At 63.9% G+C, this 18159-nt stretch carries 17 protein-coding genes; 9 read left to right on the forward strand and 8 right to left on the reverse strand.

The annotated features are described in order from the left end of the window. Positions 1-29: 29 nt before the first annotated feature. A complete protein-coding gene (locus ABLE71_RS05160) occupies positions 30-323 on the forward strand; it encodes a Dabb family protein (protein ID WP_348782283.1) in 294 nt (97 codons plus the stop codon). Here the strand turns inward: ABLE71_RS05160 and ABLE71_RS05165 are convergent. Together ABLE71_RS05165 and ABLE71_RS05170 are read right to left on the reverse strand one after the other, a co-directional pair. Beyond that, a complete protein-coding gene (locus ABLE71_RS05165; protein WP_348782284.1) occupies positions 320-1186 on the reverse strand; it encodes a prephenate dehydratase in 867 nt (288 codons plus the stop codon). The two genes, ABLE71_RS05160 and ABLE71_RS05165, sit on opposite strands and share 4 nt — an antisense overlap. A 9-nt stretch (positions 1187-1195) precedes the next feature. Next, a complete protein-coding gene (locus ABLE71_RS05170; protein ID WP_348782285.1) occupies positions 1196-1927 on the reverse strand; it encodes a 3-deoxy-manno-octulosonate cytidylyltransferase in 732 nt (243 codons plus the stop codon). A 196-nt stretch (positions 1928-2123) separates the two neighbouring features. Here ABLE71_RS05170 and ABLE71_RS05175 point away from each other — a divergent pair, with 196 nt between their 5' ends. The 7 genes from ABLE71_RS05175 to ABLE71_RS05205 all read left to right on the forward strand — a co-directional run bounded on the left by ABLE71_RS05175 (position 2124) and on the right by ABLE71_RS05205 (position 11581). Further along, the gene (locus ABLE71_RS05175) at positions 2124-2801 is read left to right on the forward strand and encodes a cytochrome c family protein (RefSeq protein ID WP_348782286.1); all 678 of its coding nucleotides are present in this window, start codon (positions 2124-2126) and stop codon (positions 2799-2801) included. A gap of 132 nt (positions 2802-2933) precedes the next feature. Beyond that, positions 2934-4808, forward strand: coding sequence for an extracellular solute-binding protein (locus ABLE71_RS05180; RefSeq protein WP_348782287.1), 1875 nt, complete (start codon positions 2934-2936; stop codon positions 4806-4808). Beyond that, a complete protein-coding gene (locus ABLE71_RS05185) occupies positions 4808-6694 on the forward strand; it encodes an extracellular solute-binding protein (protein ID WP_348783663.1) in 1887 nt (628 codons plus the stop codon). Before ABLE71_RS05180 ends, ABLE71_RS05185 begins: the two co-directional genes overlap by 1 nt. Positions 6695-6751: 57 nt before the next feature. Continuing rightward, positions 6752-7846, forward strand: coding sequence for a microcin C ABC transporter permease YejB (locus ABLE71_RS05190; protein WP_348782288.1), 1095 nt, complete (start codon positions 6752-6754; stop codon positions 7844-7846). Continuing rightward, positions 7843-8979: an ABC transporter permease gene (locus ABLE71_RS05195; protein WP_348782289.1), complete on the forward strand. Its 1137-nt coding sequence runs from the start codon at positions 7843-7845 to the stop codon at positions 8977-8979. The genes ABLE71_RS05190 and ABLE71_RS05195 overlap by 4 nt, the downstream gene beginning before the upstream one ends. Beyond that, the gene (locus tag ABLE71_RS05200) at positions 8976-10604 is read left to right on the forward strand and encodes an ABC transporter ATP-binding protein (protein ID WP_348782290.1); all 1629 of its coding nucleotides are present in this window, start codon (positions 8976-8978) and stop codon (positions 10602-10604) included. The genes ABLE71_RS05195 and ABLE71_RS05200 overlap by 4 nt, the downstream gene beginning before the upstream one ends. A gap of 26 nt (positions 10605-10630) precedes the next feature. Next, the gene (locus tag ABLE71_RS05205) at positions 10631-11581 is read left to right on the forward strand and encodes a glyoxylate/hydroxypyruvate reductase A (protein ID WP_348782291.1); all 951 of its coding nucleotides are present in this window, start codon (positions 10631-10633) and stop codon (positions 11579-11581) included. Between the two features lie 55 nt (positions 11582-11636). Here the strand turns inward: ABLE71_RS05205 and ABLE71_RS05210 are convergent, their stop codons facing one another. The 4 genes from ABLE71_RS05210 to ABLE71_RS05225 form a co-directional block, all read right to left on the reverse strand. Continuing rightward, positions 11637-12497: an NlpC/P60 family protein gene (locus ABLE71_RS05210; protein ID WP_348782292.1), complete on the reverse strand. Its 861-nt coding sequence runs from the start codon at positions 12495-12497 to the stop codon at positions 11637-11639. Then, entirely contained in the window at positions 12494-12841 is a 348-nt protein-coding gene (locus ABLE71_RS05215) for a MarR family transcriptional regulator (protein ID WP_348782293.1), read from the reverse strand. Before ABLE71_RS05215 ends, ABLE71_RS05210 begins: the two co-directional genes overlap by 4 nt. 84 nt (positions 12842-12925) lie before the next feature. Continuing rightward, positions 12926-13579 (reverse strand): ThuA domain-containing protein, encoded by a 654-nt coding sequence (locus tag ABLE71_RS05220; protein WP_348782294.1) that lies wholly within the window; start codon positions 13577-13579, stop codon positions 12926-12928. A gap of 22 nt (positions 13580-13601) precedes the next feature. Further along, complete coding sequence (locus ABLE71_RS05225) at positions 13602-14972, reverse strand: leucyl aminopeptidase family protein (protein WP_348782295.1); 1371 nt, start codon at positions 14970-14972, stop codon at positions 13602-13604. Between the two features lie 224 nt (positions 14973-15196). On the opposite strand from ABLE71_RS05225, the gene ABLE71_RS05230 reads away from it, so the two are divergent. After that, positions 15197-16018: a tetratricopeptide repeat protein gene (locus ABLE71_RS05230; RefSeq protein WP_348782296.1), complete on the forward strand. Its 822-nt coding sequence runs from the start codon at positions 15197-15199 to the stop codon at positions 16016-16018. A gap of 95 nt (positions 16019-16113) precedes the next feature. On the opposite strand, the gene ABLE71_RS05235 is transcribed toward ABLE71_RS05230, so the two are convergent. Both ABLE71_RS05235 and ABLE71_RS05240 read right to left on the reverse strand, forming a co-directional pair. Then, positions 16114-17133, reverse strand: coding sequence for a type II secretion system F family protein (locus tag ABLE71_RS05235; RefSeq protein ID WP_348782297.1), 1020 nt, complete (start codon positions 17131-17133; stop codon positions 16114-16116). A 12-nt stretch (positions 17134-17145) separates the two neighbouring features. Further along, positions 17146-18159, reverse strand: a complete 1014-nt coding sequence (locus tag ABLE71_RS05240; RefSeq protein ID WP_348782298.1) for a type II secretion system F family protein — start codon at positions 18157-18159, stop codon at positions 17146-17148.

Below are 18159 nucleotides of genomic sequence, written 5' to 3' on the forward strand. Positions count from 1 at the left end.
GGCAACGGAACAGCCCGAGGAACATCCCGATGATCCGTCACACCGTCGCCTTCCGCCTGAAACATCCGCGGGGTTCGGTCAAGGAAAAATCCTTCCTCGAAGCCGGCAAGGCGCTCGGAGGCATACCGGGCGTGGAGCTCTTCGAGCAGCTCGGCCAGGTCAGCCCGAAGAACGACTTCCACTTCGGCTATTCGATGGAGTTCGCAGACCAGACCGCCTACCAGGCCTACAACGACCATCCGGTCCACGTCGCCTATGTGCGCGACCGCTGGATTCCCGAAGTGGAGGCGTTCCTCGAAATCGACTACGCGCCGCTGGATTAGTCGGCGACCTTCCATTCCTCGCGTGAGGCGCTGCGCGGGTAGACGCCGAGGATGCGTACCTCGCGCGAGAAGAAGCGCAGCTCGTCGAGCGCGAGCTTCACATTCGCGTCGTCCGGGTGGCCCTCGATGTCGGCGTAGAACAGCGTCGCGGTGAAGGCGCCGAGCTGATAGCTCTCCAGCTTGGTCATGTTGACGCCGTTGGTGGCGAAGCCGCCCATCGCCTTGTAGAGAGCCGCCGGCACGTTGCGCACGCGGAAGATGAACGTCGTCATCATCCTGGCGTCGGCCGATGGGCGTTCGGCCCACTGCTTCGACCTGGTCAGCACGACGAAGCGCGTGACGTTGGTGTCGGTGTCCTCGACGTTCTCTTCCAGTATGTCGAGCCCGTAGAGGCTGGCGGCGAGCCGGGGGGCGAGCGCCGCCATGGTGCGATCCTGGATCTCCGCGACCAGCTTGGCCGCACCCGCGGTGTCGCCCGCAACCATCGGCTTCCAGCCGTTCTTGCGGATGTATTTACGGCACTGACCGAGTGCATGGATGTGGCTGTGGACGGTCTTGATCTCCTTGCGCTCGACGCCGGGCAACACCATCAGCTGGAAATGGATGGGCAGGAAATATTCGCCGACGATGTGCAGCTTCGATTCCGGCAGCAGATGATGGATGTCTGCCACGCGGCCGGCGATCGTGTTCTCGATCGGAATCATCGCAAGGTCCGCCTTGCCGGTCTCGACCGCGTTGAAGGCATCCTCGAAAGTCGGGCAGGGCAACGGCTCCATGTCTGGATACATGTTGCGGCACGCCGTATCGGAGTTGGCGCCGGGCTCGCCCTGGAAGGAAATCCGGTTGGTCTTTTCGGGTGCCATGGTCGGCCCTTATCGTTTTGAAAGCATGGTTCGCGCCCGCTCGAGGTCTTCGGGCGTGTCGACCCCGAGCGGCACGGACTGGACGATCTCGGCATCGATGCGCATTCCGGCCTCGAGTGCTCGGAGCTGTTCCAGCTTTTCGCGTTTTTCCAGCGTCGAGGGTTTCAGCGTCACGAAGCGCTGAAGCGCCGCGCGGCGATAGGCGTATAGTCCAATATGATGGTAGAGCGGTCCCTCTCCCCACGGCGCGGTCGCTCGCGTGAAATAGAGAGCGCGAAGCCTCGTCTCCGACAGCGGCGAGCCGACGATCTTGACCACGTTGGGGTTGGTTCGCTCCTCTTCGCGCACGATCTCCACGCCGAGGGTGGCGATGTCGACGACATTGTCCTTGAGCGGCGCGAACACGGCGCGGATCGCGGCCGGATCGATCGTCGGAAGATCGCCCTGGACGTTCACCACCGTTTCCACCAGCCCCTCCGGATCGAGCGCCTGCAGCGCTTCGTAGATACGGTCCGAGCCGGACTGGTGATCGGCGCGCGTCATCGCCGCCTCGAAGCCGTGGTTGCGGACGGCTTCGGCGACGGCATCGTCGTCAGTCGCCACGACGACGCGGCCAAGCCCGCTCTCCCGCGCCCTTGCCGCGACATGGACAATCATCGGACGGCCGGCAACGTCGGCCAATGGCTTGCCCGGAAGCCGCGTCGAGGCCATGCGGGCCGGGATCAGGATAAGGATGGACATCTGGTTTGCTGAGCCGGAAAGGGTGCGTGGAAAGTGGCAAAACGTCTCATGGAAGCCGCCCTTATAGGTGTTGCAACGACCAAGCAAAAGACCTAGTTTCCGGCCAAATCGGCCGGCCCTGCCGGTCAAAGCAGCATGCCGTCTTGCCGCGTTTGAATTCGTTGCGCCGGCAAGGGGACAAGGGAGCCAGGGGCGAATGGACTCTTTCGAATACAACAAGTTGATCGGCGCCTTCCTGGGAGCCGTGTTTGTTGTCTTTTCGGTTGGCATCGTCTCGGATGCGATCTTCGCCGCGCCGCATCCCGAGAAGGAGGGCTTCATCATCGAGGCCGCCGAATCCGAAGCAGCCGGCGGCGGCGAGGCGGCCCCGGTTGAAGAACCCATCGCCGTACTGCTGGCAACCGCCGATCCGGTCGCCGGCGAAGCCGTGCACAAGAAATGCGTCGCCTGCCACACCACGGAAAAGGGCGGCCCGAACAAGGTCGGCCCGAACCTGTGGGGCATCGTCAACCGCCCGATCGCCTCGCATGAGGGCTTTGCCTATTCGACGCCGATGAAGGAATTCTCGCAGGGCGGCACGGTGGTTTGGGACTACGATCACCTCAACCAATTCCTGACTTCGCCCAAGGGCCTCGTGAAGGGCACCGCGATGGGGTTCGCCGGCCTCAAGAATCCGACCGAGCGCGCCAATTTGATCGCCTATCTGCGTACGCTTGCCGATACGCCCGCGCCGCTGCCGGAAGCCCCGGCGCCGACCGCCGAGCCTGCTTCGGCTCCGGCCGGCGAGGCAGTCCCCGCGCAGCCGGCCGCTCCGGCGGAAGCCGCCCCGGCCGAGCCTGCTCCGGCGCCCGCCGAACCGGCGCCCGCTCAATGACGAAAATGTAATGCTCAACGACACGAAAAAGCCGGGTTCAGCCCGGCTTTTTTTGTTAGACGGGTTGACGGTGGCTACCGGCCACGCAGGTAGTTGTTGTTCAGCGTCATAAGAATTGCCCACGAGGATTGCATGAGAAGATCAGCCGTCCTGCCCCTTTCGATGTATGCGGTCGCAGCTGCGCTGCTTTTCGTCCCGTCGGCGAATGCGCAGGAATGGCAGACCACCGGCTCATTACTCGGCGAATCCAAATATGGGCAGAACTTCCAGCGATACGACTATGTCAGGCCTGATGCGCCGAAAGGCGGCACGCTGAACTCGGCGGCGTTTGGGACCTTTGACAGCTTCAATCCCTTCATCGCAACCGGTACGGCCGCCGCAGGCCTGAACTACCAGGGCGGGCTTCTTTGGGACACGCTAATGGCGAAATCGACCGACGAAGGCTCGGTCAGCCATCCGCTGATTGCGGAGGCCTATAAGCATCCGGCGGACTTCTCCTCGGCCACTTACCGCCTCAACCCGAATGCTATATGGCATGACGGCAAGCCGATCACGGTCGAGGACGTCATCTGGTCCTTCAACGTGATGAAAAAGGAGAGCCCGAACTACAACCAGTACTTCGCCAACGTCACCGAGGCCGTGGCCCTGTCCGATCACGAAGTCGAATTCCGTTTCGACCAGAAGGGCAATCGCGAGTTGCCGCTGATTATGGGCGACCTCGTCGTCCTGCCCAAGCATTGGTGGGAAGGAACCGACACGAACGGCAAGAGGCGAGACGTGACGCGGCAGACACTGGAGCCGCCCCTCGGTTCCGGCGCCTACAAGATCGAAAGCTTCAAGCCGGGATCCGAAATTATCTGGTCGCGGGTGCCAGACTATTGGGCAGCAAATCTCGGGGTCAATATCGGCCGTAACAATTTCGATAAGCAGCGGTTCGTCTACTTTCAGGATGACAACGCCGAATGGCAGGCCTTCACCAAGGGCGGCATCGAAGACATCAGGACTGAGAACCGCTCGGCACGTTGGGCCACGGGCTACGATTTCCCGGCTTTCAAGTCGGGAGCGGTGGTGCGCAAGGAGTTCGCCAACACCTCGGGCGAGCCCATGCAAGGCTTCGTTCTTAATACGCGCCGGCCGCAGTTCCAAGACCGCAGGGTACGCAAGGCGCTGACTTGGGCCTTCGATTTTGAAAGCATGAACCGGACGCTGTTCTACAGCCTCTACAAACGTACCGACAGCTATTTCGAAGCCCAGGACCTAGCTTCCACTGGCTTGCCGCAGGGCGAGGAGCTCGAAATACTCGAACAGTATCGCGATAAGCTGCCGCCAGAGTGGTTCACAGAGGAGTTCAAGCTACCAGTCTACGACACTCCGCAGGCGACACGCGACAACCTGCGCAAGGCCTTCGAGCTCTTCAAGCAGGCCGGCTGGGTGAACAAGGGCGGCAAGCTGGTCAACGAAAAGAGCGGCGAGCAGTTCAAGATTGAGTTCCTCGGTAACGACCCGACCGACGAACGCGTCACGACGCCCTTTATCGACAATCTGAGACGGCTCGGTATCGACGCCTCGCTTCGCATCGTCGACACCAACCAGTACATCGCGCGACTGCAGACCTACGATTATGATTCGGTGACGGTCGTACTTCCACAGTCCTCATCGCCCGGAAACGAGCAGCGAGAGTTCTGGGGATCGAAGGCGGCGGACGCGCGTGGCTCCCGGAACTATTCGGGCATTAAGGACCCAGTGGTCGACACATTGGTCGAACGCGTGATCTTCGCAACCAACCGCGAGGACCTTTTGGCTGCCACCCATGCGCTCGATCGCGTGCTGCTCTGGAACTACTACCTCGTCCCGCAATGGCATAACCCAACGATCTGGCTCGCCTGGTGGGATAAGTTCGGCATCCCTGAAAAGCAGCCCAGCTATATAGGTGTCGATCGCGATTCCTGGTGGATTGATCCTGCTAAGGAGAGCGCATTGGCGGCAAAATACAGAAGTTCTAATTGATGCGCTGGCGGGGGCCAAGGTCGGAGATCGGGCGGCGCGAATTCCTGGCGCTGGCAGCCGGCGCCGCCACTGCTTCGCTTCTGCCAGGCCGGTCGTTCGCCGCCAGCCCTACCGAGACTCCGCTGCACGGCCTGTCGGCCTTCGGCGAGCTGAAGTATCCGGCTGATTTTCCAAATTTCGACTACGTGAATGTCGACGCCCCCAAGGGCGGAACGTTCAACTATGGCCCGTCGCAGTGGCTGTACAACCAGAACCCCTACACGTTCAACACGCTGAACAGTTTCGTGGCGAAGGGCGATGCGCCGCCAAGAATGGAAATCTGCTTCGATTCGCTGATGGTCAGCGCGCTCGACGAGCCGGATTCCATCTACGGCCTCGTCGCAAATACAGTTACGATCTCGCCGGACCGCAACAGCTTCGAATTTGCGCTGTGGCCTGAGGCCAGGTTCCACGACGGATCGCCGCTCACGGCAGACGACGTGGCCTACAGCTACAAGCTGTTCAAGGAGAATGGACACCCCGACCTGCTGCTGCCGCTCAGGGAGCTGAGTGAGGCCGTCGCTGTCAACCCGCATACATTGCGGCTAACGTTTTCGGGCAAGCAGTCGGATCGCACGATCCTCGATGTCGCGACCTTCCCGATCCTGTCCAAGGCGTATTTCGATAAGGTATCGTTCGACAGCTCGCGGCTGGAAGCGCCGCTGGGCTCGGGACCCTACAAGGTCGGGCTGGTGCGCGCGGGCCAGACAGTCGAATACGAACGCGTCGCCGATTATTGGGGCCGCGATCTGCCAGTCAACAAAGGCATGTACAATTTCGACCGGCTGCGGGTTGAATTCTACGGCGACCGCCAGGCAGCTTTCGAGGCGTTCAAGAAGGGCGAGGTGCTGTTTCGCGAGGAGGCGACCTCGCGCCTCTGGGCAACCGCCTACGATTTCCCTGCTCTGAATGAAGGCAAGGTGGTCAAGCGCGAATTCCCCTCCGAAAAGCGCCCGGCCATGCAGGCGATTGCGGTGAACCAGCGCCGCGAGCGCTTCCGGGATGTGCGCGTGCGCCGCGCAATCGCGTTGTGCTTCGACTTCGAATGGACGAACAAGTCGCTGTTCTACGGACTGTACAACCGGTCGCAGTCGAGCTTCGAACGATCGGAGTTCAAGGCGAGCGGGATGCCCGGTCCGGAGGAGCTTGCGCTGCTGGAACCCATGCGCGACCGACTGCCGGCCGAAGCGTTCGGCGAAGCCTACAGCCTGCCCGCGTCCGACGGCACCGGCCGCGACCGCAAGCTGCTCGGCGAAGCGCGGCGCCTCATGATCGAGGCCGGCTGGAAGCTGTCGGGACGCGTCTTTACCAACGACAAGGGCGAGACGTTCAAGCTCGAGATCCTAGTCGACGACGAAGGCTTCGTCCGGATCTACTCGCCCTGGGTGGAAAGCATGAAGGCGATCGGCCTCGACGCATCGATCCGCATGGTCGATTCCGCGCAGCACCAGGCGCGGCAGAACGATTTCGACTTCGACCTTATCTCGATGGCGCTGTTGTTTTCGTCCACACCGACGCGCGAGGGCATGGACGGCATCTTCCATTCCAAGTCCGCGACGCTGCCCGGTTCAGGCAACCTTCCCGGCACTGCCGATCCGGCGATCGACGCGCTTGTCGACGCGATCGATCGGGCCGAGAACCGCGAGCAGCTGACAAACGTACTGCGGGCGCTTGATCGGGTCTTGCGCTCGCGGATGGACTGGATTCCAAGTTGGTACTCGGCGAATCATCGCGTGGCGTTCTGGGACATGTTCGGTTTCAAGGAGCCGAAGCCGGACTACGGGTTCGCGACAGAAACCTTGTGGTGGTTTGACAAGGACAAGGCGGCGGCGATTGGCAAGGGGTGATCCGAGCACGGCAACCGGCGTCATCCGTTGCCCTGACCTGCAGGCGGAGACTGCCTGATGGGAGCCTATATCCTCAGACGCGTGCTGCTGATGATCCCGACGCTGCTCGGTATCATGGCGATCTCGTTCGCGCTCATCCAGTTCGCGCCGGGCGGGCCTGTCGAGCAGGTGATCGCAAAGCTGACGGGACAAGGCGGCGATCAACTAAGCGGCGGCGGCGGCGACGGACTTGGCGGGCAGGACAACATCGGCTCCGCCGACGCGTCGTCGAAATATCGGGGAGCGCAGGGGCTCGATCCGGAATTCATCGCCAAGCTGGAGAAGCAGTTCGGCTTCGACAAGCCGCCGCTTGAACGCTTCGGGCTGATGATCTGGAACTATGCCCGCTTCGACTTCGGCGACAGCTATTTCCGCGACATCTCGGTGATCGACCTGATCCTGGAAAAGATGCCGGTGTCGATCTCCATCGGCCTTTGGATCACGCTGTTCTCCTATCTTATCTCCATCCCACTCGGCATCCGCAAGGCGGTGAAGGACGGCTCGGCCTTCGACGTGTGGACGAGCGCCGTCGTCATCGTCGGCTACGCCATCCCAGGCTTCCTCTTCGGCGTCATGCTGATGGTGTTCTTTGCCGGCGGGTCCTTCTTCGACTGGTTCCCGCTGCGCGGCCTCACCTCGGACAATTTCGACCAGCTCGCCTGGTACCAGAAGATCGGCGACTATTTTTGGCACCTCGCCCTGCCCTTGACGGCGATGGTGCTGTCGGCCTTCGCGACGACCACGCTTTTGACGAAGAACTCGTTCCTCGACGAAATCCGCAAGCAGTATGTCGTCACCGCGCGCGCCAAGGGGCTGTCCGAGCGGCAGGTGCTTTACGGGCACGTCTTCCGCAATGCCATGCTGATCGTCATCGCCGGCTTTCCGGGCGCCTTCATCTCGGCCTTCTTCGCGGGCTCGCTTTTGATCGAGAACATCTTCTCGCTCGACGGGCTTGGCCTGCTCGGCTACCGCTCGGTGATCGACCGCGACTATCCGGTAGTGTTCGCCACGCTCTACATCTTCTCGCTGATCGGCCTGTTCGTCTCGCTGCTCTCGGACCTGATCTACACCTGGATAGACCCCCGCATCGACTTCGAGCGGAGGGACGTATGACGATTACGGCCGACGCCGCGCCGGTCCGCGTGAAGCGGCCCCGGCTGTCGCCGCTCAACCAGCGGCGCTGGGCAAGCTTCAAGGCGAACAGGCGCGGCTACTGGTCGCTGTGGATTTTCCTGGCGATCTTCATCCTGTCGATGTTCTCCGAACTGATCGCCAACGACCGACCGATCTTCGCCTGGTACAAGGGCGAGCTGCTTTTCCCGGTAGCGGTAGACTATCCGGAAGAAAAGTTCGGCGGCTTCTATGCCGTGACCGACTATCGCGATCCGGTGATCCAGGACGAGATCGAGGCGAATGGCTGGCTGGTCTGGCCGCCCATCCGCTACTCATACAGGACCGTCAACAACCGGATCCCGACCGCGGCGCCCGCCAAGCCATCCTGGCTCTACGACAAGGCGACGCGCTGCCAGGCCTACCCCCAAGGCGTTGACGATCCCAACTGCACGATCGGCAACTGGAACTGGCTGGGCACCGACGACCAGGCGCGCGACGTGCTCGCCCGTGTCATCTACGGCTTCCGCATCTCGGTGCTGTTCGGGCTCATCCTGACGCTTGGATCCGCCGTCATCGGCGTGACCGCCGGCGCGGTGCAGGGTTATTTCGGCGGGCTGATCGACCTCTTTTTCCAGCGCATCATCGAGATATGGTCGTCGCTGCCGCAACTCTATCTGCTGCTGATCATCGCGGCCGTGCTGCCGCCGGGTTTCTTCATCCTGCTCGGCATCATGCTTTTGACCTCGTGGGTCAGCTTCGTCGGGATCGTGCGGGCGGAGTTCCTGCGGGCGCGCAACTTTGAGTATGTGAACGCGGCCCGCGCGCTCGGCGTATCGAACGGGACGATCATGCGGCGGCATCTGCTGCCCAACGCGATGGTGGCGACGCTGACCTTCCTTCCCTTCATCCTCAACGGCTCGATCTCCACGCTGACGGCGCTCGACTTCCTCGGGCTGGGGCTGCCACCCGGCTCGGCCTCGCTCGGCGAGCTGCTGCGGCAGGGCCAGCGCAACCTCAATGCGCCGTGGCTCGGCATCTCGGGATTCGTCGTCATTTCGCTGATGCTGTCGCTGCTGATCTTCATCGGCGAAGCCACCCGCGACGCCTTCGACCCCAGGAAGACGTTCAAGTGAGCGGCCCCCTCCTCTCCATCCGCGATCTCTCCGTCGCCTTCGCGCAGGGCGGCGCGACCACCACCGCCGTCGACCACGTTTCCTTCGACATAGGCAAGGGCGAGACGGTGGCGCTGGTGGGCGAGTCCGGCTCCGGCAAATCGGTGTCGGCGCTGTCGGTGCTGAAGCTGCTGCCCTATCCGCCGGCCAGCCACCCGTCGGGGCAGATATTGTTCGAAGGCAAGGACCTTCTCGCGCTCGACGAGAAGGAATTGCGCCGCGTGCGCGGCAACAAGATCACCATGATCTTCCAGGAGCCGATGACCTCGCTCAACCCGCTGCACACGATCGAGCAGCAGATCGGCGAGATTCTGGCGCTCCACCAGGGCATGCGCGAGCGCGCCGCGCGCGAACGGACGATAGAACTCCTGCACGAGGTCGGCATCCGCGATCCGGAGAAGCGGCTCGGCGCCTATCCGCACCAGCTCTCCGGCGGGCAGCGCCAGCGGGTCATGATCGCCATGGCGCTGGCAAACGAGCCGGAGCTGCTGATCGCCGACGAGCCCACGACCGCGCTCGACGTCACGGTGCAGGCGCAGATCCTCGAACTACTCGCCCAGCTGAAGGCGGGGAAGGGCATGTCGATGCTCTTCATCACCCACGATCTCGGCATCGTCAGAAAGATCGCCGACCGCGTCTGCGTGATGACCAAGGGCAAGATCGTCGAGGCCGGCCCAACCGCCGAGATATTCGCCAATCCGCAGCACGATTATACGCGCCATCTGCTCGCGGCCGAGCCCAAGGGCAAGCCGCCCGCCGCAGATGCATCGGCCAGGATCGTGATGTCCGGCGCCGACGTAAAAGTCTGGTTCCCGATCAAGCAGGGATTTTTCCGCAAGGTCGTCGACCACGTGAAGGCGGTCGACGGCATCGACGTGACCGTGCGCGCCGGCCAGACGCTCGGCGTCGTCGGCGAATCCGGTTCCGGCAAGACGACGCTCGGCTTGGCGCTCGCCCGCATGATCTCGTCGCAGGGCAGCATCCATTTCAATGGACGCGATATCGACAAGCTCTCTTTCAGCGCCATGCGCCCGCTGCGCCGCGAGTTGCAGATCGTCTTTCAGGACCCGTTCGGATCGCTCAGCCCCCGCATGTCCGTTTCGGAGATCATCGACGAAGGGCTCGCCATCCACGAGCCGACGCTTTCGGAGGCCGAGAGGGACGCGCGGGTCGTGGAGGTCCTCAATGAGGTCGGGCTCGATCCCGAGACCCGCTTCCGCTATCCGCATGAGTTCTCCGGCGGCCAGCGCCAGCGCATCGCGATCGCGCGCGCCATGGTGCTGAAGCCCAAATTCGTCATGCTCGACGAGCCGACCTCGGCGCTCGACATGAGCGTGCAGGCGCAGGTGGTCGATCTCCTGCGCCATTTGCAGGCCAAGCACGACCTCGCCTATCTGTTCATCAGCCACGACCTCAAGGTCATCCGCGCACTCGCCAACGACGTGATTGTCATGCGCAATGGCAAGATCGTCGAATATGGCCCGGCACAGCAGATATTCGAGCGGCCGCAATCGGACTACACCAAGGCGCTCATCTCCGCGGCGTTCAACATCGAGGCCGCTCCGCTCAGCGTCGTCGCGCAATAAAATCGGCGAAATTCCCGGGAGGAACCATGCCGGAGAAGAAAAAAGGCCGAATCCTGCTTGCCATGACGGGCCTAAACCCGCGGCCCTGGTATGAGTTGCTGTCCAAAGCGCGCCAAGTGGTCACCGAGCCGGATGGGGCGGAGGATCCCTCGATCACCTATGCCGTGGTGTGGAAGCAGCGCCGGAACCTGCTCGCTAGGCTTCCCAATCTGCGAGCCATCTTCTCGGTCGGCGCAGGCGTCGACCACATCCTCGCCGATCCAACCCTTCCCGACGTCCCGATCGTGCGCATAGTCGCCGACAATTTGACCCAGCACATGACGGACTACGTGCTCTGGCGCGTATTAGACCACCACCGCCAAGGCATGCTCTACCGCGAGCAGCAGAAGCGCAAGATCTGGCGCGAGCCTCCGCAGCGGCCGGCCAACGACATCTCGGTGGGTATCATGGGATTGGGCGAGCTTGGCCGCGCCGCCGCCCGCGCGCTGCTCCTCGCCGGCTTCCGGGTCAACGGCTGGAGCCGCAGGGAGCGATCCATGCAGGATGTGGCGACGTTCCACGGCGAGCAGGGGCTGACACACTTCCTCAACGCGACGGACATTCTCGTCGTGTTGCTGCCGCTGACGCCGCAGACGACAGGCATCGTCAACTACAGGCTGCTTGCGCAGCTCAGGAAGCGCAACGGGCTCGGCGGGGCCGTACTTATCAATGCCGGCCGCGGCAGGCTGCAGAAGGACGCCGACATCGTGAAGGCGCTGGAGGACGGCACGCTCAAGGAGGCGAGCCTCGACGTGTTCGAGGTCGAGCCGCTGCCCAAGACCAGCCCGCTCTGGACCCACCCGCGCGTCTTCGTCACGCCGCATGCGGCAGCGACTTCGGACCCGGCCCATCTCGTCGCGCCCATGCTTGCCCAGATGGACGCCTTTGAGCGCAACGAGCCGCTGACGAATCTGGTGGACCGCAAGGCGGGGTATTGAGGCATAGCAGGGCGATTGGCGCGCTTTGTCGACGGCGTCGCCTACCGGCTCGCAATCACGGCCGCCTGAAGCCCGTCGGGCCGCCGTAGAGATAGCCGATGCGGCCGATCGCTTCGCTCAGGCCTTCGCGCGAGACCAGCATGGTGTGGCCGTTGGCGTGGATCATGGTGCGCTCGTCGGTCATGATGGCGACATGGCCTTTCCAGAACACGAGGTCGCCCCGGCGCAGGCCCGAATACGCCTCGCCTGTAACGATCGGTTCGCCGAGAGCGGCTGCCTGCATGTCCGAATCGCGCAGCACGTCGCGCCCCGCCATGCGCATCGCCAACTGCACGAGGCCGGAGCAGTCGATGCCGAAGGCGGTCGAGCCGCCCCACAGATAGGGCGTCATCAGCAGCGTCTCGGCGACGGCGACATAGTCGTCGGAGACTTCGCCGGCCGGCCGCAAATGACCTGAAATCATCGCCTCGCCGGTAGACAGCAGCGCGTAGCGCGTGCCGCGCGTCTCGGCGAAATCCTTCACAGTTACAGATGAACCGAGCGAGAGTTCGCCCAGCCTCGGAAATCTGAGATCGGGGCCGGGATAGAGGAAGCTTCGCGGCGCCGAAACCACGTGGGTCGGCTCATCGGACCGGGGTCCGAGAAACCCGCCCGAGACATAGCCGACATAGCCGTCGCGCGCGGCCTGCACCCAGGCCCAGCCTTCCGCCTCCTCGAAGACCGAGACGTCGTCGCCGCGCAGCAGCTGCGTATTGAGGCCGGCGTCGGGACGCGGCTCCCTGAGCATGTCGGCCACCGGCGCGACGATGCGCGCGGCCCGTCCCGCCACGAACCGCTCGGCCGTCACTTCGCCCTTCAAGCGCTCGTCGGCCAGATCCGGCCGGAAGGCATGCAGTCTCTTGTCATGGGCGGTCAAAGCGGCAGCTCCAGTCCTTTCGCGATGATAGCATCGCCGAAACGCTCGACATAGAGGGCGCCCTCGACGGTGCGCCTTATCAGCACGTTGCGCCTGTCCTTTTCGTCGCGATGCCGCGAGACCAACTTCAGCGCGCCCATCGTATCCAGCGCCCGCGTGATCACCGGCTTGGTCACGCCGAGCTTCGCCGCCAGTCCGCGCACCGTGTGCGGCGGCGCGTCGAGATAGATGGTGAGCAGGATCGCCATCTGGCGCATGGTGAGGTCGGGCGCGTCGTCACGCACCTCGGACAGCGTCACCTGCTGCCACAGGCGCAAGGCTTGTATCGGACGCAAAACGATCATGACGCATTGATGCGCCCAAATTGTTTCGTATCCGTTTCATTTCCGGAAGCCGGCTGACGGATTATTCAGGCCGGGTCGCGCTATTCAGATCGAGGTACGGCTGGCCCAAAGCGCGCCACGCTCGAAGATCGTTCGCATCTCAGGTACCGCGAACTCGTCGGCGGTGTGGCCGAGCGCGCTGTAGAAGACGCGGCCCTTGCCGTAGCGGCGTTTCCAAACAACCGGCATGACGACGCCGTCGATGAAGTCGAGATGTTCGCCGGTAAACGTCGTTGTCGCCAGCACCTCATTGGTCGGGTCGACATGCATGTAATATTGCTCCGAACGATACGCGAAGCCGCCGATGCCGCTCATGATCGGGTCGTCGGGCCTGGAGATGTCGACCCGGTAGTCGATGATATCGCCCGGATGGGCGACCCACTGGCCGCCAGTCATGAACTGATACGCCGTCTCGTTGCGGAAACTGTCGCACATGGTGCCGTGAAAGCCGGCAAGACCCGTCCCGCCGCTGACGGCGCCGGTCAGGTTTTCCAGTTCCGGCTTCGCGACCGCCGACATGGTGATCACCGGGACGATAAGGTCGAGTTGCGAGATCGCCGGATCGGCGAGCGCCGCCGTTCCCTGTTCGAGCCGGACGTCGAAGCCGTGACCGGTGAGCAGCTCCTTGACCGCGCTTGCGCTTCGGGCCGGAGTGTGGCCTTCCCAGCCGCCCCAGAAAATCAGTGCCGTCCTGCTCATGCCGTGCGAATCCTTGCCGGTACTACCCGAAGCGTCGCGCCATCACGCTTTCCAGCGCGCGGATGCCCTGAGCCTCGCCGCCGGCCGGACCGTGCGGCCGGTCGGCGGGGTTCCAGGCGAATATGTCGAAATGGGCCCAGCTTTTCGCCTTTTCGACGAAGCGCTTGAGGAACAGAGCGGCGGTGACAGAGCCTGCGAAGCCGTCGGTCGTGACATTGTTCATGTCGGCGATCCTGGACGACAGCTTGGCGTCGTAGGGCCGCCACAGCGGCATGCGCCACAGCGGATCCTCCTGCTCCATGGCGGCGGCGGCAAGGTCGGAGGCGAGCCCGTCATCGTCCGTGTAGAAGGGCGGCAGGTCGGGGCCGAGCGCAACCCGGGCGGCCCCCGTGAGGGTCGCCATGTCGATCAGCATTTCGGGCTCCTCCTCGTCGGCGAGCGCCAGCGCGTCGGCCAGGACCAGCCGTCCCTCGGCGTCGGTGTTGCCGATCTCGACGGTCAGGCCCTTGCGGCTCTTCAACACGTCGCCCGGCCGGAAGGCGCTGCCGGAAATGGCGTTCTCGACCGCGGGAATCAGCACGCGCAGCCTGACCTTCAGCCCGGACGCCATGATCATCGACGCCAGGCCAAGCACATTGGCCGCGCCGCCCATGTCCTTCTTCATCAGCAGCATGCCGCTCGACGGCTTGATGTCGAGGCCGCCCGTGTCGAAGCAGACGCCCTTGCCGACCAGCGTCACCTTCGGCGCGCCGCGGACGCCCCAGACCATGTCGATAAGGCGCGGCGCCTTGTCGGAGGCGCGGCCGACCGCATGGATCATCGGAAAATTCTTCGCCAGCAGGGCGTCGCCCGCGATCACCGAAACCTTGGCCTTGTGCTTGCCCGCCAATGCCCGCACGGCCCGTTCCAGATCGTCCGGACCCATGTCGTTGGTTGGCGTGTTGACCAGATCGCGGGCGAGGAAGACACCCTCGGCGGCGCGCCTGACATAGGCCGCGTCGGCGCCGGCGGGGCAGGTCAGGCGGATGGCCTTGCCCGGTTTCTTGCCATAGCGGGTGAAGACATAACCGCCGAGCACGACGCCCAGCGTCGAAAGGGTCGGATTGCCGGGCGTGCTCGCGAAATGCCAGTCGCCTTCGGGCAGTGCCTTCGCCAGCGCGCCGGCACAGAGCGCTGCGTGCTCTTCCGCCTTGCCCATGCCCAGCATCGCCGACGCGACGGCGCCGTCGGCGCCGGGAACGAGCAGCAGGCGTCCGGCCTCGCCGTTGAAGCCCGCGGCCTTGGCCCATTTCCGCGCCGCGGCGTCCAGATTGCTGTCCGAAAGCCCATCCTTGGCCACCAGATGAGCCGGACGGGACGCCTTCGGCTTCCTCTCGATCAGTTCGACGGGCATGCAGATGTCCTTGCTCGGCGCCGGGGGCGTCTCTTAACCATCCGTTAGGGTTAACGGAATATTGCTTCGGGTGGGCGATGAGCCTTCGGGTGGCCACGCTAGAGCATCGGAACGAAAAGTGGAATCCGGTTTTCGGTAATTCCGTGCTCGATCAAGGCGATGGATCGCCCCTCGTGCGTCGGATGAACGCGCGGCGATCTGGATGGATGGGAGATCCGGCGCAGATGTTGACCAGCCGCTCGATGACCGCAACGGGCAAGAGACTGCTTCGCGCGACCGTGGCGGTGACCATCCTGGCAAGCGTCGCCGGCTGCGGCACGAGCAAGCTCACCACCGGATCCGTTTCCAAGGCTTCGGGAAAGGCCGTCGAGCAGATGTCGGCGGGCGAACTCGCCGGCGCAAGTTCGTCGCTCGGCAAGGCCTATGCCTCCAACCCTTCCGACAAGCAGACGGCGATGCGCTACGCGCAGGTGCTGCAGATGAACGGCCGCACCGAGCAGTCGCTCGCGGTCATGCGCAAGCTCGCCATCGCCTATCCGACGGATCGCGACGTGCTCGCCGCCTACGGCAAGGCGCTCGCCGGCACCGGAGAGCTCGAGCCCGCGCTCGACGCGGTGCGGCGCGCCCAGACGCCGGAATATCCCGACTGGAAGCTGCTGTCGGCCGAGGCCGCCATCCTGGACCAGCTCGGCAAGCCGGGCGAGGCGCGCGCGCTCTACCGCCGAGCGCTCGACCTCAAGCCGAACGATCCCTCGATCCTCTCCAATCTCGGCATGTCCTATGTGCTCAAAGGCGATCTGAAGACGGCCGAAACCTATATGCGCTCGGCGTCCGAGCAGCCTTCGGCCGACAGCCGCGTGCGCCAGAACCTGGCGCTGGTCGTCGGTCTTCAGGGCCGCTTCGAGGAAGCCGAGAAGATCGCCAGCCACGAATTGTCGCCGGAACAGGCCAAGGCCAACATCGCCTATCTGCGCGGCATGCTGGCGCAGCAGAACGCCTGGAGCCAGCTCAAGGACGAAGACAAGAAGAAGTCCGACACCAATTGAGAAGTCAGCCGATCGGGCGCGTCAGCGCCAAGCGCAAAGGAGGCCGGTCGCTCGACCGGCCTTTTGCTTTCGCGCGGCGGCGGCCTACGCGGCCGCTATTCCTGCATGGTCTTCGGGCCGTCGCCGAAGAGGCCGCCGCGCTGGCTGACCTGGATGCCGGCGGGGCCGAGGATGATCGCAAACAGCACCGGAAGGAAGAACAGGATCATCGGCACGGTGAGTTTGGGCGGCAGCGCGGCGGCCTTCTTCTCGGCCTCGTTCATGCGCATGTCGCGGCTTTCGCTGGCGAGCACGCGCAGCGCGTGGGCGACGGGCGTGCCGTAGCGCTCGGCCTGGATCAGCGCCTGGCTGACCGACTTGACGGATTCCAGCCCCGTGCGCTGGACCAGATTCTCATAGGCCTGCTTGCGCTCGGGAAGATAGGACAGCTCGGCGTTGGTCAGGATCAACTCCTCGGCCAGGGCGACCGACTGGCCGCCGATCTCGTCGGCGACCTTGCGGATGGCCGCCTCGATGGACATGCCGGATTCGACGCAGATCAGCATCAGATCCAGCGCATCGGGCCAGGCGAGCTGGATCGACTGCTTGCGCTTGGTGGCGCGGTTGCTGATGTAGAGGACCGGCGCATAGAAGCCGGCGTAGGCGACGACGACGCAGACGAAGACCTTGACGAAGGTCGGCTGGTCGGGAAGTCCGCCAAGCAGGAAGACATAGGCGGCGGCCGCGGCGAAGAAGACGAAGGGCAGGACCAGCCGGAAGAAGAGGAAGCGCGTCAGCGGATTCTGGCCGCGGAAGCCGGCGACCTTCAGCTTGGCGAGCGTGTTCTCGTCGGCCAGCGCGCGCCTCAGATCCAGCCGGTCGACGATCGCCCGCATGCCGAGAGACTGTTCCTCGCGCAGACCCTTGCGGCGCCTGTCAGCCTCCGCGGCGAGCCGGGCGCGCTGCTTGAGGCGCAGTTCGTCGCGCTCGAGCGCCACGGATTTCATACGCGTTTTCAGCGTGTTGCCGCTCAGCGAAGGCATCACGGTGAAGAAGGTCGCGAACACGGCGATGCCAACCAGCAGCGCGATCAGGAACGCCGGGTCGGTCAGGGCCTTGACGACTTGCACGGTCATTGGCTGGCGATCCTACACGTCGAAATTCATCATCTTGCGCATCACGAAGATGCCGATCGACATCCAGATGCCCGCGACACCGAGAATGAGATGTCCCGTGCTGGTGGTGAACAGCGGCATGATGTAGTTGGGGCTGGACATATATACGAGCAGGGCCACGATGAATGGCAGAGCGCCGATGATGGCGGCCGATGCCTTCGCCTCCATCGACAGCGCCTGAACCTTGGCCGTCATCTTCTTGCGGTCGCGCAGCACGCGCGACAGGTTGCCCAGCGCCTCCGACAAATTGCCGCCCGCCTGCTGCTGGATCTGGATGACGATGCCGAAGAAACCCGCTTCCGGGCACGGCATCGTCTCCTGCATGCGCATCGCCGCTTCGGGGATCGACATGCCGACCTGCTGCGATTCGACGATGCGGCGGAACTCGCCCCTCACCGGCTCCGGCGCTTCCGAAGCGATCAGCCTGACGCCATCGTTCAGCGGCAGGCCGGACTTGACGGCCCGCACGATGATGTCGAGCGCGTTGGGAAATTCGTTGAGGAACGCCTTCACGCGGCGCGCCCGCCGGAACGAGACGAACCAGCGCGGCAGGCCGAGCACGCCGGCTATGAATGCGCCGGGCAGGACGAGAAGCGGGGCCTTGAGGAAAAAGGCGAGCGCCGTCACGACGACGCCGCAGACGACGGAATAGAGATAGAAGCGCTCGACAGAAACCTTCATGCCAGCCTGCCTGAGCTGGATCCTCAGCGGCGGCTTCTTGATGTTCTTGTCCGCGGCAAGCTGCTTGGCATCCAGTTCCTTCAGCGAATCCTGGACGGATTTCCTGCGCTTGGCGGCTTCCGCCACGCGGTCGCGGCTGGCGTTGACGACCGACCGGTCGGTCTCGGCCCTCTTGACGGTGTCGAGCCGCCTTTCGGTGGCCTTCTCCTCGGCGATCGTATTGAACAGGAACGCATAGGCGACCGCGCCGGCGCTGAAGCCGGCGAGCGCGATGAAGGCCAGTACGGTCGTATCGATGCCGAACAT

Source organism: Mesorhizobium sp. KR9-304 (assembly GCF_040049215.1).
In the GTDB taxonomy this organism is placed as follows: domain Bacteria; phylum Pseudomonadota; class Alphaproteobacteria; order Rhizobiales; family Rhizobiaceae; genus Mesorhizobium_K.